The 16,857-nt window shown below is 55.7% G+C and carries 6 protein-coding genes and 1 pseudogene; 4 read left to right on the forward strand and 3 right to left on the reverse strand.

The window, feature by feature from the left end; translation table 11 throughout:
* Positions 1-66: 66 nt before the first annotated feature.
* Positions 67-1,284 carry an MFS transporter gene (locus tag ENH71_RS09195; RefSeq protein ID WP_294133952.1) on the forward strand — a complete coding sequence of 406 codons (1,218 nt, stop codon included), beginning with the start codon at positions 67-69 and terminating at the stop codon, positions 1,282-1,284.
* A gap of 97 nt (positions 1,285-1,381) precedes the next feature.
* Positions 1,382-2,158, forward strand: a complete 777-nt coding sequence (locus ENH71_RS09200; protein WP_294133948.1) for an EAL domain-containing protein — start codon at positions 1,382-1,384, stop codon at positions 2,156-2,158.
* Positions 2,159-2,274: 116 nt separating this feature from the next.
* On the opposite strand, the gene ENH71_RS09205 is transcribed toward ENH71_RS09200, so the two are convergent.
* From ENH71_RS09205 to ENH71_RS09215, 3 genes are all read right to left on the reverse strand, one after another.
* Positions 2,275-5,742 carry a TonB-dependent receptor gene (locus ENH71_RS09205; protein ID WP_294133943.1) on the reverse strand — a complete coding sequence of 1,156 codons (3,468 nt, stop codon included), beginning with the start codon at positions 5,740-5,742 and terminating at the stop codon, positions 2,275-2,277.
* Positions 5,743-6,074: 332 nt separating this feature from the next.
* A complete protein-coding gene (locus ENH71_RS09210; RefSeq protein ID WP_294133940.1) occupies positions 6,075-9,554 on the reverse strand; it encodes a TonB-dependent receptor domain-containing protein in 3,480 nt (1,159 codons plus the stop codon).
* Positions 9,555-9,976: 422 nt separating this feature from the next.
* A complete protein-coding gene (locus ENH71_RS09215; RefSeq protein ID WP_294133937.1) occupies positions 9,977-13,408 on the reverse strand; it encodes a TonB-dependent receptor in 3,432 nt (1,143 codons plus the stop codon).
* 384 nt (positions 13,409-13,792) lie between these two features.
* Here ENH71_RS09215 and ENH71_RS09220 point away from each other — a divergent pair, with 384 nt between their 5' ends.
* Together ENH71_RS09220 and ENH71_RS09225 are read left to right on the forward strand one after the other, a co-directional pair.
* The gene (locus ENH71_RS09220) at positions 13,793-14,530 is read left to right on the forward strand and encodes a hypothetical protein (protein WP_294137758.1); all 738 of its coding nucleotides are present in this window, start codon (positions 13,793-13,795) and stop codon (positions 14,528-14,530) included.
* A gap of 78 nt (positions 14,531-14,608) precedes the next feature.
* A pseudogene (locus ENH71_RS09225) lies at positions 14,609-16,751 on the forward strand (YgiQ family radical SAM protein); the annotation flags it as partial.
* Positions 16,752-16,857 lie beyond the last annotated feature (106 nt).

The raw sequence follows: 16,857 nt of genomic DNA on the forward strand, positions 1-16,857 counted from the left end.
GGTCTGCTAAACTCGATCGTACCGTCGTCCCAATCGCACAGTGACCCTAGTCGAGAGTAGCGCCCATTGTCCACTCCTGCCCCCGAAGCAAGCAGTATCCCGCATGCGCTGCCCTCCCGCCCATCAATTTTGCTGCTCAGTGGCCTGGGCATACTTTGCACGATGGTCACCGTGGTTTTTGCCCGCCTCGCCTACGGCCTGGTATTGCCTGCCATGCGCGAGGATCTGGGGCTAAGCTACACACAGGCTGCCAACCTTGGCACGGTAACAGCCATGGGGTACCTGACACTGCTACTGTACGCCGGCGTTTTTGCCGGGCGTTTCGGCGGCAAGCGGGCGATAATGACCGGGCTGAGCCTGGCCGCCACCGGTTTTTTGCTGTTAAGTCTGGTATCGGCCTATGGCTGGCTACTGTTAGCCATGACCCTGCTGGGTTTTGGCACCGCCTTTGCGTTTACCCCGCTGATATCGCTGCTGGGCAGCTGGTACCCTGACCGGCGCGGCACCGTTATCGGCTTCGCCAACAGTGGCGTAGGGCTGGGCATTCTGATCAGCGGAGCGCTGGTTCCCGCGTTGACCAATGCCGCCGGCCCCACAGCATGGCGCCTCGTCTGGGGCATCTTCTTTATCAGCGCCATGCTGACGCTGGCGTTGACTGCCACTCTGCTACGTGAGCCGCCGCGGCACGCTGAAGCCGTTAGCGTCCGACATGGCCTGGCCAGCGTATACCGTAATCGACATGTTGTGGTGATTGGCGCGGTTTACGGTATCCTCGGCGCTACCTATATCGTACAAACCCTGTTCATGTTCAGCTTCGCACTGGAATCGGGCGTTACTCCGATCACCGCGGGCAGACTGGTTGCGCTGATGGGCCTGCTTTCGGTAGTCGCCGGCCCGGCCTGGGGCTGGGCCGCCGACCATATCGGCCATGCCAATGCCTTGCTGATTTGCATGCTGTTATCTTGCGTGGCTACAATAATGCCTGTCCTGCACGCTGAGACACCCGTCTTTGTATTGCACTATGTGTTGATGGGGGCATCGGTCAGTGGTTTGTTCACTTCGATACTGGCCGCCTCAACCAGCACCGTGAAGCAGCAGCATGCCGCCATGGCAGTCAGCTTCGTGACGGTGTTCTTTGCCCTCGGCCAATTGCTGGGACCGGCCATTGCAGGATTGCTGATCGACTGGCAACAGGATTTCAGACTGACCTTCAGCCTGAGCAGTATGCTGCTGATTTTTGGCGCCATACTGGGCCGTTACAGCCGGAAATTTGTCACGCGGTAACTTGAACGTAATATTAGCTATGGCAGTTCTGCAGTAAAGTTTCAACGTGATATGCTCTTTTTAACAAATAGAGACAATGTGGATATGCGAGGTTGTATTGCAAACCATCAAATTACATAACGCTGAGCCGCAGGAGCTGGGATGCAGCGGATGCCGGGACAACGATGATAACCAGTTTGACCTGAGCTTTGCCTTTCAGCCCATCGTTCGCGCCAGTACCCGCGAAGTTGTATCGTATGAAGCCCTTGCCCGTGGCCCTGAAGGTCAGGGTTTTGCTTATGTGCGCGACCAGATCAACAACGACAATCTGTATAACTTCGACCAGACCTGCCGGGTCAGGGCGATTGAGCTGGCGACCAAACTCAACATCAAAGTAGCCCTCAATATCAATTTCACGCCCAATGCCGTTTATCGCCCAGAGCTTTGCATTCGCACCACATTGGCAGCCGCCAGGGAATTCGGCTTTCCTGCGGAGAAGATTCACTTTGAAGTGACCGAAAGCGAGGAAGTCAGGGAAAAAATGCACCTGGTCAACATTTTTGAAACCTACAAAAAGCTGGGCTTCACTACCGTGATCGACGACTTTGGTGCCGGGTTCTCGGGTCTGAACCTGTTAGCCGAATTTCAGCCCGATTACATCAAGATCGACCGCGTACTGATTGACTATGTTGACCAGCGACCCGCACGCCAGGCCATTATTCAGGGCGTGGTGCTGACCTGTCGGAAACTGAATATCGATGTGCTTGCGGAGGGCGTGGAGCGCGAAGAAGAGTATCGCTGGCTGGCCGGAGAAGGCATTGATCTGTTCCAGGGGTATTACTTTGCTTATCCGGGTTTCGAAACACTGCCGGAAGTGCCTGACGACTTATTTTAATTCGACAAAGCCATCGAATAAAAACACTGGATAGAAAGCATTAAATAAAAGCAAGAGGGGGCAGGTTGCCAGCAACCTGCCCCCTCTTGCTTTTGTGAAGCGAGTGCTCCGCTCGATCAGAACTGCATCAGAACACGAGCATACAAACGGCGACCACGACCATCAAACTGATATGCATCGTAGTTTAACGCACCGCTGTAATGGAACGGAAGTTCGGCATTAAAGGCATCGTGCGCCCCTACCGTAAACAGGGTCGTACCCAGATTCCGGTTAGCCCACTCGTGCACGTAGTTGTACTGCAGATCGATACTGTGGTAGCTATCAATCTCTCGATTCACAATCGAACGCACATAGTCATTACCGTTCTCAAAGGTGTCTTCGTACGCCAGGTTATCATACGAGCCGACAAAACGGTTGATCATGGTTACGGTATGTTTCATGCTGGGGGCGGTCCAGCTTAGCGTCAGGTTGCCCTTTTTGTCAGGCAGCGAACGCACCAGCAAACCATCACCGGTGGTCCCTGCCGCATCAAACAGACCGGTTTCACGTAGCCCCAGCTCCAACCCGGGCACATCACTCAGCTTGTACTGGTTAACGAATGTGAAATCAGAGGCGATACGGAAACGACCCATATCAGTATCCCAGGCGTAAGACGCCTTCAGGTCAACACCATCAGCAGTCACCTCGCCAGCGTTGATCGTGGCTGAACTGATGGTAATCAGGCTGCCGGTGGTGCTGCCAGCCGAGCGCACAACACCATCAACGACGTAGGTGCGCGGATCAACCACACAATCCAGACGCGACAATGGTATTACCTGACCAGAGGATGTTTTGGAAGCCTCCGGATCGTCACCCCACTGCGCTGACAGCGCCGCCGGATCACATGACTGATAGGGATCCAGACCAGCATAAGCCGCACTGGGACTGCTGGCAATGGTGCCATTAACGACATAATTATCCGGATTGGCGGCAGCAACCTCAAACGCAGAAATTTCACCACCAATGGCAGAAATAGCCGGCTGTGGCATCACCCGGTCCTTGACCTCGAAACGCCAGAAATCCGCATTAAAGCTGAACCCCTGCAGGCGCCCCTGCGGTGTCCAGATGAATCCGGCACTGTAGGTGTTGGCGTATTCATTGCCAATATCCGGTGCCGGTGTCCCCACCGTATAGGTGGTTTCAGGCTCTGCATTGGCATTGGTCGGTGCGGCCATGCCGGCGCGGACAGCCTGGGCACTGATAGGGTCACGGAAAGTCACCTGGCCGGCTTCCAGCCCTTCCAGCTGAACCCCGATATTAGGCGCCCGGAAAGACTGCGAGAAGGAGCCTCGCACCAGCAGGGAATCGGTGGGCCGCCAGCTCAAGGCCACTTTGGGTGTTACCTCGCTACCGATCCGACCGCCGTAATCTTCGTAACGCAGGGCTACCTGGGACTCAACGCCGTTGAGAAATGGCAAGGACACTTCCATGAACGCAGCGTTGGTGGTACGGGTATGATCGTAGTTAAAGATACACTCCGAGCACTCAAAGTTGTTGGACACATACTGGAATTCATTCGGCGTGCCATCCGCGCCGTAACCGGCAATTGCGTTAAGTCCCGGCTGATTCATCGCCGGTGCTATGGACGCAGTGCTCTGTTCACGGTACTGAGCGCCCACCGCAAACTGGGCGACACCACCCGCCATTTCAAACATCTCGCCGGACAGCACTGCATCAAACACACCCAGTTTATTGCGCTTGTCCGAGCGTCGTATGGTGGGTAGCATCCAGTCGACCAGCTCCTGTGAGTTGGCCAGATTGGGATCCGACTGGCGAGTCAGGAAGGGGTTATAGAACTCACATCCGCCCTGCCCCTGATTATTACTGGTCAGTGCCAACGATAACGACTCCCTGGTATTGAAGACAAAACCGGGAAAAAACAGCTGCGTCATACTGGCACCGACAAAATCCCAGCCCGTTGGAATAGCGGGTGATATATGCCCACGTGCGCTGAGGAAGTCAAAGTCCGGGACCCCATTGGGTGTACAGTTGGGGCCACCCAGGCCATTGGCCGCCAGGTGTGCACGATCACGCTGGAAGGTCTTGTACTCAAGCTCAAAGCTGGTACCACTCCACGAATAGCTGACGTCGTAGTTGAAACGGCGGTTGTTGAAAGCAATAAATTCGCCTTTGAGCCCGGTCTGGACGCTCACCGCCTCCGTGCGGCTAACCTGGTTGCCACCGCCCATACGCGGCGAGCTACCGATATTGGGAGCGCCGTAAGACGGTACATTAATGCCGCCATTGCGGATATCGGTCGGGGCATTGGTGATGTCGGCTGCCGTGGGTCGCGCCAGCCCGATTGACGGCGCGAAATAACCCAGCTCCATGGGCTGACCAATCGAATAACCACCCCAGGCCGGATTACCCACATGCGCACCGGGCTGAGCCAGGAACATGGTTGGGCCACGGGCGGAATAAGCCCCGGCGTCGGAGCGTTCAATGTCGCTGCTGGAGTATTGCGCAAAGGAATAGAACTCCACCGTGTCATTGAAGGCATGATTAAAGGCGCCTGCAACGCTGTCGCGCTCCATGCCGACATTGAGCAATGACCATTGATAGGTATCTTCCCGACAACTGGCGCTGGGTTCACCCCGGTCTGCAGTCCGGGTACCGGTAAAATAAGGCGCGCCGTCTGCCGACGAGAGCTCGAAACACAACGGGTCAGTGTACCTGGGGTCCGCGTTACCACCTTCCGCCACCGCCTGCGCCATCACCTCCTGATTCAGATATGCAGAGTTGACGTTGGAACCAAACGCCGCATTTGCCAACGGTGTTCCAAAACCACCCACGGTGCCGGTAAACTCAGACCGCTCATCAAAATACCGTGCCGCACTGATAGGAACAGGGTCCCGACGGAACATTTCACCAGACAACACAAAATGCGTAGAACCGGAATCATTGGCCCAGCCCCAGATGGCACTGAGGGTGCGATCCTGGTTGCCCATGTCTTTTTCAATAGCCTGAATATCACCATACAGTTCCAGTCCTTCAAACTGGGTACGCATGATGACGTTGACCACACCGGCCACCGCATCAGCGCCGTAGAGCGCCGAGCCGCCATCGGTCAGCACCTCCAGGCGCTCAACCATGACCAGGGGAATGGTGTTGATATCAACAAACTCACCGCCGGTTGGCGTGACCGTCGCAGCCGGCGCCATGCGTTTACCATTGATCAGCGTCAACGTAGAGTTCTCACCGAGGTTTCTCAGGTTGATATTGGCCATACCGGAGGTCGCGCCCATTTCTGCGATGCCACCGTCCGAGCCTTCGTTGCTGATAGAGCCAGAGTTAACTTCGAGGTTTTTGATAACGTCCCAGATCTGGGCCGCGCCCTGCGCTTCGATGGACGCTCTGTCCACCACCTGCACCGGTGATGGCGCATCCAGCGGGCTGCCACGAATGTAGGAACCGGTGACAATGACTTCTTCGACTTCGGATTCTGCGTTGTCCTGTGCTTGAACAAGACCAGGCAGGCAGGCTGCACTCGACATGACCCCGGTAAGCACCAGAGCTTTTCTTCGGAAACCAGGCCACTTAGACATGGATATTCCCCCTGTGATTATTATTTTAGGAACGTACTGCTCTACTCGTCATTAGCTAAAGCAACTCGCTACTTCACCGGCGTGCCTTCCGTGTTTTACCGGTACATCAGGGAATCAGGGAAAACTGTATCCAATTGACACGGGCAATGCAATCATATTTGAACTCGTTCACAATTTGAGACAGAGAACGCTGCAGCCATAAAAAAAGCCCGCCAGAGGCGGGCTTTTTTTATGCGGGGTTAAAGGAGACGGAGGGCGGGTATGGGGGCGGAGGGGTTTGCGTTGCAAATCCTGTCTCCGTCGCCTTTCTCCTCCGCCCCCTTTAACCTCTATCAGAACTGCAACAACGCTCTGGCATACAGGCGACGACCACGACCATCAAACACGACCGCATCGTAGTTGATGGCGCCCGCTTCCCGATACGGCAGGTCAGCATTGAATGCGTCCAGTACACCGACGGTAAAGACGGATGTGCCGAATGCCTGATTGGCCCACTGATGCGTGTAGTTGTACTGAAGATCAACACTCTGGTAGCTGTCAATCTTCCGGCTCAACAGCGCGCGGACTTCATCATTGGCGTTGGCAAAGGTGTTTTCGTAAGCCAGATCGCTGTACGAACCGATGAAGCGCGTAATGATGGAAGCCCCATGATTGCCATTGCTCATCCAGCTCAGGCTGATATTGCCTTTGTTGTCGGGCAGTGAACGCACCAGGTTGCCATCGCCGGTGGTACCGGCAGCATCAAACACACCAGTTTCCAGCAGACCCAGTTCCAGACCGGGTACATTTTTCAATGTGTACTGGTTAACGTGTGTGTAATCAGCACTCAGACGGAAACGACCCAGGTCATTGGTCCACCCGTAGCTGGCCTTCACGTCAATACCATCAGCAATGATGGTACCGGCGTTGATGGTGCTCAGCTGTGTTGTGGTCAAGGCTCCTGTGCTCACACCAAAGGTACGAACCACACCTTCGATCTGGTAGGCGGCCGGATTAACCACGCAGTCCAGGCGCGAGCCGGCCTGCACATCACGGAAGCCGGTGTCACCACCCGGGGTGCCCTGGGTGCTGGGATCAGTACCAAACTGAGCTGCCAGTGCATTGGGGTCACAAGGCGTCAACTGTTCATAGTTGGCCCATTCACCGGTGCGGCTGGATGGAATGGTACCGTTCAGAACATAGTTCGACGGGTCGGCTGCTGCTTGCTGGAACAGCGCCAGCTCGTCAGCGATCGCTGAAATACCCGGCTGTGGCAGCACCTTGTCGGTCAGCTCAAAGCGCCATGCATCAGCGGTCAGACTCAGGCCTTCAAGCCGGCCAGCTGGTGTCCAGACAAAACCGGCACTGAAAGTATCGGCGTATTCATTGCCCACATCCGGAGCCGGACCGCCCAGGGTATAGGTAAAGTTCGGCAAGGCATTGTCATTGTTGACTTCAGCCAGACCGGCACGGACCGCCTGGTTACGCAGCGGATCGCGGAAGGTATTGCTGGATGACTCCAGCCCCTCTTCCACAATGCCCACGTTAGGTGCGCGGAATGACTGCGAGAAGGAGCCACGCAGCAACAGGGTATCGGTCGGGCGCCAGCTCAGCGCCACCTTCGGTGTCACTTCACTGCCGATATTACCGCCGTAATCCTCATAACGCAGCGCTATCTGGGTTTCCACATTCTCGATCAGCGGCAATGACAGCTCACCAAACACAGCAGAGATGTTGCGGTCGTTGCTGTAATTGAAAATACACTCCGAACACTCGAAGTTGTTGCTGACATAATGCGTGGTATTGGGTTCACCGTTGGTACCCCATTCCAGAATGGCATTGGCCAGGCCCGGCTGGTTCATTGCCGGTGCAATGGACTTGTTGTTCTGCATACGGTACTGGGCACCCACTGCAAACTGGGCCATACCACCACGCAGTTCCAGTAATTCACCGGACACAACGGCGTCGATGACACCCAGCTTGTTACGCTTGTCGGCACGTTTCACCGTTGGCGCCATCCACGCCATCAGCTCATCGCTGTTGGCCAGATCCGGGTTGGTCATTTGTGTCAGGAAGGGGTTGTAGAACTCACACCCGTCCTGGCCCTGGTTGTTACTGGTTAAAGCCAGAGACAGACTTTCGCGGGTAGTGAACACAAAACCCGGGAAGAACGTTTGGGTATACCCTTTATAATAGGCCTGATTACTCACGTTCCACATCGTGGGAAGAGCACCACCAAAGGGGCCCGGCTCATCACGGAAGTTGAAATCGCTGATGCCGTTGGGCGTACAGTTAGCACCACCCAGGCCATTTACCGCCAGTTCTGCGCGGTCGCGCTGGAAAGTCTGGTATTCCTGCTCAAAGCTGGTACCACTCCAGGAGTAACCCACGTCATAGTTGAAACGGCGATCGTTAAAGGCATAGAACTCGCCTTTAACACCGGCCTGCACACCCAGGGTTGCCGACTCGGTGATGTTGGTGTTGCCACCCATCCGCGGTGTGTTGGAATCCTGCACACTGGCATAAAACGGCACATTCATACCGCCATTGGCCAGCGTATTGGGCGCATTGGGAATACTGGTCGGGCGCGTCAGCCCGGCTTTGCCAGCGTAATACCCCAGCTCTGCAGTCATGCCGATGCCGTACCCGCCAAAGGCAGGATTACCCGCATGCGAACCAGGCGCAGCCAGGAACACAGTAGGACCACGTGAACCGTGGGCACCTGAGTCAGAGCGCTCGATTGTGGTATCGGAATACTGGAAGAACGAATAGAACTCGGCATTTTCGTTAAACGTGTGATTAAACGCACCGGCGATGCTGTCACGCTCCATGCCCACGCTCATGAAATTCCACTCTTCAGTGAATTCACGGCAGGTGCCACTGTTGGCGCCACGATTATCGGTACGGGTACCCGTAAAGAACGGACGACCATCGGCAGCGGTCAGGTCATCACACAAGGGATCCGTCAAAACTGTGTTAGCGGTACCACCCTCAGCGATGTTGCGCTGGGTAATGTCGGTATTGATATAAGCCTGGTTAATTCGCGAACCAAAGGCCGGGTTGGCCATGGTGGCGCTGATATTGCCGGCAATGCCGCCAACAACACCGGTGTATTGCGCGTTCTCATCGTAGAAATTGCCGAACTCGACGGGAACGGGATCACGACGGAAGATTTCCCCTGACAGTACAAAATGGGTGTCGCCGCTGTCGTTGGCCCAGCCGTAGATGACGCTGCCGGTTTTGTCCTGGCGGCTGGTGGCATTTTCCAGCGCCTGTACATCACCGTAAACTTCCAGACCTTCAAACTGGGTACGCATGATGACGTTGACCACGCCTGCCACGGCGTCTGAACCGTACAGTGCAGAACCGCCGTCAGTCAGCACTTCAACGCGCTCAACCATAACCAGCGGAATGGTGTTGATATCGACGAATTCGCCGCCGCTGCGGGTTACAGTTGCAGCAGATACCTGACGCTTGCCGTTGATCAGCGTCAGTGTGGAGTTCTCACCCAGGTTACGCAGGTTGACGTTCGCGGTACCTGACAGTGCCTGGCCTTCGCCTGCACCTTCGTTGGTGAATGAACCGGAATTGATTTCGAGGTTTTTGATCACGTCCCAGATTTGGGCCGCGCCCTGGGCTTCTATTGACGCTCTGTCAACAGTGGTCACTGGAGATGGGGCGTCCAGAGGGCTGCCACGGATATAAGAACCGGTAACAACTACTTCTTCGACATCTACTTCAGAGTCCTGGGCAAATACTGGCAGACAGGCTGCACCTGACATCACACTGGTTAACACCAGAGTCTTATTTCGGAAACCAAGCCATTTGGACATGGGTCTTCCCCCGTGATTATTATTTTTGGAAACGTATGCACTGCTTAGATGCTATTTTTTATGTTTTACAACGCAAGCAACTCAATACTACTCTGGCCTCGCGTCCATACAGGTAGACCAGAACTACAGGGAATCGACACAAACTGTATCCAATTGAAACGGCCAATGCAACGGAAATTGAACCAGTTCACACTTTTTATCGGGAACGGGCAACCAAACCGGCACGGCATCGCTGGAGCCAGCATAAATACTGGAAATAATTCACATTTACGAGATTGATAAAAGCCATGCGCGCCTATGAAATCATGCCGCAAAATTTCGCTTCGTCGCAAAAAGGTGCCGGGTGGTCGCCAGAATGACAAAAGCCCCGGGCCTGAATTCAGGCCCGGGGCTTATGTGCAGGCAAAACTTGCCGTCAGACACTAGAACTGTAACAGAGCCCGGGCATACAGGCGGCGACCACGACCGTCAAACACCGTGGCATCATAGTTCAGCGCCCCGGCATAACGGAACGGCAGGGTTGCATTAAACGCATCCAGCGCCCCCACTGTAAAGATGCTGGTACCCAGACGGCTATCAGCCCATTCGTGGGTGTAGCTGTACTGCAGGTCAATGGAGTTGTAACTATCAACCTTGTCCCGCACCACCGAGCGCACATAATCATTACCGTTTTCAAAGGTATTGCGGTACGCCAGATCATCGTAAGACCCGATGAACCGGTTGATCAGGGTGATACTGTGGCTCAGGTCATGACTGGACCAGTTCAGGGTCAGATTGCCCTTTTTGTCCGGCAGCGAACGTACCAGAATGCCATCGCCAGTGGTGCCGGCGGCATCAAACACACCACTTTCCAGCAGCCCCAGCTCCAGACCCGGTACGTCTTTCAGTGTGTACTGATTGACATAGGTAAAGTCCATGCTGGCACGGAATCGACCGATATCCATTTCCCAGCCATAACCGAGCTTCAGGTCAAAACCATCGGATATCACTTCGCCGGCATTGATCGTGGAGCTGACAATGGTCACCAGTGCACCTTCTGTGCTGCCCTGGGTGCGGACCACATTGGGTACCACGTACTCACGCGGATCAACCACACAGTCCAGGCGGGAGCCTTCGATGACCTGACCTGCATCATTCTGCGACGCTTGCGGGTCGCTGCCCCATTGCGCTTCCAGCGCATTGGGATCACAGGCAACGTATGGCTGGGCGGCGTCATTGGCCAGCGACGAGTTCAACACATAGTTGGCCGGGTTTGTCGCTGCAGACGAAAACGCATCGAGTTCGCCGGAGATCGATGAAATCGCCGGTTGCGGCATCACCCGGTCCTTGACCTCGAAGCGCCAGAAGTCAGTCGTCACGCTCAGGCCATCCAATACCCCATAGGGAGTCCAGATAAACCCGGCACTGAAGGTGTTGGCTGACTCATTGCCAACATCAGGCGCAGGTGCACCCACACTGTAGGTCGTGTTGGGCTCAGCATTGGCATTGTTGACAGCGGCCAGGCCGGCACGGACTGCCTGGTTACGCAGTGGATCGCGGAAAGTCACCTGGCCTGCTTCCAGACCTTCTTCTATCACAGCAAGATTGGGAGCCCGGAACGACTGCGAGAACGATCCGCGGAACAGCAATTCCTCGATGGGGCGCCAGCTGGCAGCAACTTTTGGCGTCAACTCGCCACCGATTGAACCGCCGTAATCCTCATAGCGCAGTGCAAATTGCGTCTCAACGTTATTCAGCAACGGCAACGAAAATTCAGAGAAAATCGCCCGCACGTTGCGATCGAGGTCATAGTTGAAGATACACTGCGAACACTCGTAGTTGTTGCTGATGTAGTGGGTCTCGTCGACCTGGCCGCTGGCATCCCAGCCCAGGATGGCATTTGGCAAGCCGGGGTCATTCAGGTAGGGCGCTATCGACTTGTTGTTTTGCTGGCGATACTGCACACCAAGCGCAAATTGCGACATACCACCGGCCATTTCAAACATTTCACCGGCAATAACGGCGTCAAACACTGCCAGTTGGTTGCGTTTGTCTGCCCTCAGCACTGTGGGGGTCATCCAGTCCAGCAAGGCCTGGGAGTTCCCCAGATCAGGGTTGGTCACCGAGGTCAGGAAGGGATTGTAGAATTCACATCCACCCTGCCCCTGGTTGTTACTGGTCAGGGCCAGTGACAGGCTTTCCCGTGTGGTATGGACAAAGCCGGGGAAGTATTCCTGGGTAAAGGTATCGCCGAGGAAATCCCAGAACGTGGGCAGCGCTGGTGAAACCGCACCGCGCGCACTTCGGAAATCAAAATCGCTGACACCATTGGGCGTACAGTTGGGACCACCCAGGCCATTCACGGCCAGCTCGGCGCGGTCACGCTGGAAGGTCTGATACTCCAGCTCAAAACTGGTGCCGCTCCAGGAGACGCCCACATCGTAGTTAAACCGACGATCATTAAGCGCGTAAAAGTCACCTTTGATGCCAGCCTGAAGACCCATGGTCTCCGTGGTATTCATGTTGGTGTTGCCACCGCTGCGAGGGAAATTGCCGGTTTGCACGGTGCCGGACATGGGCACATTGGGCCCGCCATTGGCCAGTGCAATCGGTGCATTTGAAATATCACTCGCGGTAGGGCGACTCAGACCCACTGCCGGGGCAAAATAACCCAGCTCGGCGGTCTGACCAATCCCGTAACCACCCCAGGCCGGAACACCCGCGTGGGCACCAGGCTGCGCCAGGAAGAAACTTGGGCCGCGAGCGGTGACATAACCCGAATCGGAGCGCTCAATGTCGCTTTGCGACCATTGCGCAAATGAATAGAATTCGGCTGCCTCATTAAAACTATGGCTGAATGCCGCAGACAGACTGTCCCGCTCCATGCCAACTGTCAGCAGACGCCACTGCGCATCGTCTTCGCGACAGCTGCTGCTGGGTTCGCCACGCTGGGCGGTGCGCGTGCCGGTAAACAGTGGAGAACCATCGGCCGAGGTCAACTGGGAACACAGGGGATCAGTGTAGCGCAGTGAGTTTGTGCCACCTTCAGCTACTGCCTGATCAATTGCAGCCTGATTGATGTAAGCCTGATTCAGACGTGCACCAAACGAGCTCTGATTGATCAGTGTGCCCAGGCCCCCGACCACACCGGTGAACTCGGAGCGCTCATCATAGAAACGCGCCGCCGTAATCGGCACCGGGTCGCGACGAAAAATTTCTCCGGCCAGGACAAGGTTGGTGCTGCCGCTGTCGTTGGCCCAACCCCAGATAACGCTGCCGGTTTTATCAAAACGACTGCCGGCGCTCTCAATGTTCTGCACATCGCCGTAGACTTCCAGACCCTCAAAGTCGGTGCGCATGATGATATTAACGGCGCCGGCCACAGCGTCAGAGCCATACAAAGCCGAGCCGCCATCAGTCAGCACCTCAACACGATCCACCATGACCAGGGGGATGGTGTTTATGTCAACAAACTCACCGCCAGACGGCGTGGTAGTGGCAGCAGCGACCTGGCGCTTGCCGTTGATCAACGTCAACGTCGAGTTCTCACCCAGATTGCGCAAATTGATATTGGCGGTACCGGACAGGTTGCCGAGAGCGGCATTGCTGCCATCGGCGCCTTCATTGGAAATGGAGCCAGAATTGATTTCCAGGTTTTTAATCACGTCCCAGATTTGTGACGCGCCCTGGGCTTCCATTGATGCTCTGTCAACTGACTGCACCGGCGACGGCGCATCCAGCGGGCTACCTCGCAGATAGGAGCCGGTGACCACAACTTCTTCCACTTCTGACTGTGGCGCTGCCTGATCACTGTTTTGCGCACTCTGCTGCGCGTACAGGGGCAAACAGGCAACGCTTGATATGACGCCTGTCATAACACGCGCTTTAGTAAAACTTCCAAGCCATTTGGACATGCAAAACCTCACTTAATTTTTCTTATGTAAAATGCCAAAATACGGTTACATGTTGCTTATTTTTCCAACCAGTCATGACTACTTCGTGTGTCCGGCCAGCAACGGGCAGAATAAGACACACGGGACCTCTATGAAAAGCGGGTAAACCATAGCCAATAGACCATGGCATTGCAAACCAAATAACGCTGCCCAGACTCGCCTCAACGGTTATTAAAAAAGCATATGCGGCATATCATCCCGGCTAATGGCGACACGCTGCCGCAGCGGCAATACCCATGCCGGTGCTACCAATCTGTTATAGTGCGCGCTACACCAAATCAAATGATCACGGGCGTCTCCATCCTCATGTTGAAAAAGCTGGTCACCTTGACACTGATTCTGGTGCTGGTCCCCGTGCTGTTGGTCACCACGGTGATACCGGCGCTGATCGGCGTTGTCATCCGCCCTCCGTTGCTGCAGGCACTGGAGCGGGCGCAGGCGCTCAACGTCGAGATAACCAGCGTCCGCGCGGGCTGGTTCAGCAGTGATATTCATGTCAGCGCGGAAAGCAGCATTTTTTCGCCCGATGGCCTGTCATCGGTAACCCGGCAGGCGATTTTGCATCTGAACCATGGCCCCATCATGTGGCATCTGTACGACACAATGTTTGCAGTGGCAGATATCCGCCTGCTGCCGGCGTCACCCGGACTCGAACCCGTGACGACGGACGCGGACCTGAGCAATTTTTCCGGTGCCGGCCTGCTTCGTCTCGATGGTCAGGGAATGCTGCGCTTTGATGCGATAACCGGCTTCACTGCCTTTGCCGGTGATCATTGGCTGGAAACCCGCGCCAGCTGGCCCGCCAGCAGTTCATGGCAGGGCTGGCAAGCCGTTTTGCGGGACATGCAGCTGACGTTATCGATTGACGCCAATGCCACTGCCCTGCGGCAAAGTCCCGCCGCGGAGGCGCTTGCCGTCTACCAGCGGCAAGGCTGGACCCGCATCAGCAACGGCCGCGCGCGCACGGCAATCCATGTGCAGGACGAACTGCTGGACATCAACGGCATCATGATACCCATGGGTTTGTTTCTAGACAGCCAATAAATGCTGTAGAATAGCGTCCGACTCCCAATTTACACCCAATTTCCAAGCACCGGCCCGCCGCCGGAAGGCCCTCGCCTGATGCCAACACCTGCCCAGCCTTCATCCACAGACACCAAAGCCCGCTCACGACCGGAGACCGGACCTGACAGCAAACAGGCTATCAAGCCCAAGCACCTGTTCTCCTATCAACCCTATTGGGCGGAATGTTTTGGCACCGCGCCTTACCTGCCCATGTCCCGCGCAGAAATGGATGACCTGGGCTGGGATAGCTGTGACATCATCATTGTCACTGCCGACGCTTATGTCGATCACCCCAGCTTTGGCATGGCTGTGATCGGCCGCCTGCTGGAGGCACAGGGGTTTCGGGTTGGCATTATTGCGCAACCGGCATGGGACAGCGCGGAACCATTCAAGGCGCTGGGTGAGCCGAACCTGTTTTTTGGTGTCACCGGCGGCAATATGGATTCGCTGATCAATCGCTATACGGCGGATCTGCGCATACGCAACGACGATGCCTATACGCCCAATGCCGAGGCTGGCAAGCGCCCTGACCGTTCCGTGATTGTGTACAGCCAGCGCTGTCGCGAGGCCTATCACAAGACCCCGATTGTCATTGGTGGCATTGAGGCCAGTCTGCGCCGTATTGCCCAGTATGACTACTGGAGCGATCAGGTGCGCAAATCAGTACTGATCGACGCCAATGCCGACATTCTGCTGTATGGCAATGCCGAACGCGCGCTGGTTGAGATCGCCCACGGCGTTGCCAACGGCCGCACCATCAAGGAGCTTAGCGATTTGCGCGGCACCGCCGTGCTGCGACGCGAAGCACCGCCGGGCTGGACCGAAATCGACTCTACCCGCATCGACTGGCCGGGGCGCATTGATGACATCCCCAATCCCTACGATGTGCCGCATGATCAGATTACCGAGCCCGATGCTCGCAAGATCAGGGAAGCGACCGAGGCCAAAGAGGCTAAAACAGATGATGATGTGGCACCTGTGCGCATTATCCCGTTGCCGCTGCAGCGCAAATATGACACAGATCCGGACAAGACCTATATCCGTCTGCCGTCCTACAACAAGGTGAAAAACGATCCGGCGCTGTATGCCCATGCCTCGCGGGTACTGCACCAGGAAGCCAATCCTTACAACGCCAAGACCCTGGTGCAGAAACACGACACACTGGATATCTGGGTCAATCCGCCGCCCATTCCGCTGGAAACGGATGAGCTGGACGGCGTCTTTGATCTGTCCTACCAGCGCCGCCCGCACCCGTCCTACGGAGATGCGCGCATTCCGGCCTATGACATGATCAAGACCTCGGTCAACATCATGCGCGGCTGCTTTGGCGGCTGCACTTTCTGTTCCATCACCGAACACGAAGGTCGTATCATCCAGAGCCGCTCGGAAGAATCGATTCTGAAAGAGATAGAGAAGATTCGCGACATGGTACCCGGCTTTACCGGTACCATTTCTGACCTGGGCGGCCCCACCGCCAACATGTATAAACTGAACTGCAAGTCGCATGACATCCAGAAAAATTGCAAGCGCCTGTCATGCGTGTACCCGACCATCTGTCAGCATCTGGAAACCGACCACAAACCCACCACCCAGCTCTATCGCAAAGCGCGCGCAATTCCGGGCGTCAAGCGCGTAGCCATTGCGTCGGGTCTGCGTTATGACCTGGCGTTAAAAGATCCGGAGTATGTGGAAGAACTGGTGACGCACCACGTTGGCGGCTACCTGAAGATTGCGCCGGAACACAGCGAAGACAAAACGCTGTCCAAAATGATGAAACCGAGCATCAGTTCCTACGATCAATTCAAGAACATGTTTGATCACTTCTCGGCCAAGGCGGGCAAGAAGCAATATCTGATTCCCTACTTTATTGCCGCGCATCCGGGCTCGGATAATGAAGACATGATGAACCTGGGACTATGGCTGAAGAAACACAAATTCAAACCGGATCAGGTGCAGACGTTTTATCCGTCCCCGATGGCGCTGGCCACAGCCATGTATTATTCGGGCAAGAATCCGCTGAAAAAAGTGACCTACAAAAGTGAAGCGGTAGGCAGTATCAAGAACATCGAGGATCGTCGTGTGCAGAAGGCCTTTCTGCGTTATCACGATGAGAAGAACTGGCCGATCCTGCGCACTACATTGCGTAAAATGGGCCGCGCCGATCTGATCGGTGATGCGCTTCATCAACTGGTGCCCGACGACAAACCCGGCCGTGCCTCGCGCCCGTCCAAGGCGCGAAGAAGCGCCCGGCCGAAACGCACCAGAAGCCTCTGAGGACAAGCTGACAAACACTGAAAACGACTTCG

It is taken from the genome of Pseudohongiella sp. (genome assembly GCF_011050365.1).
GTDB lineage: Bacteria > Pseudomonadota > Gammaproteobacteria > Pseudomonadales > Pseudohongiellaceae > Pseudohongiella.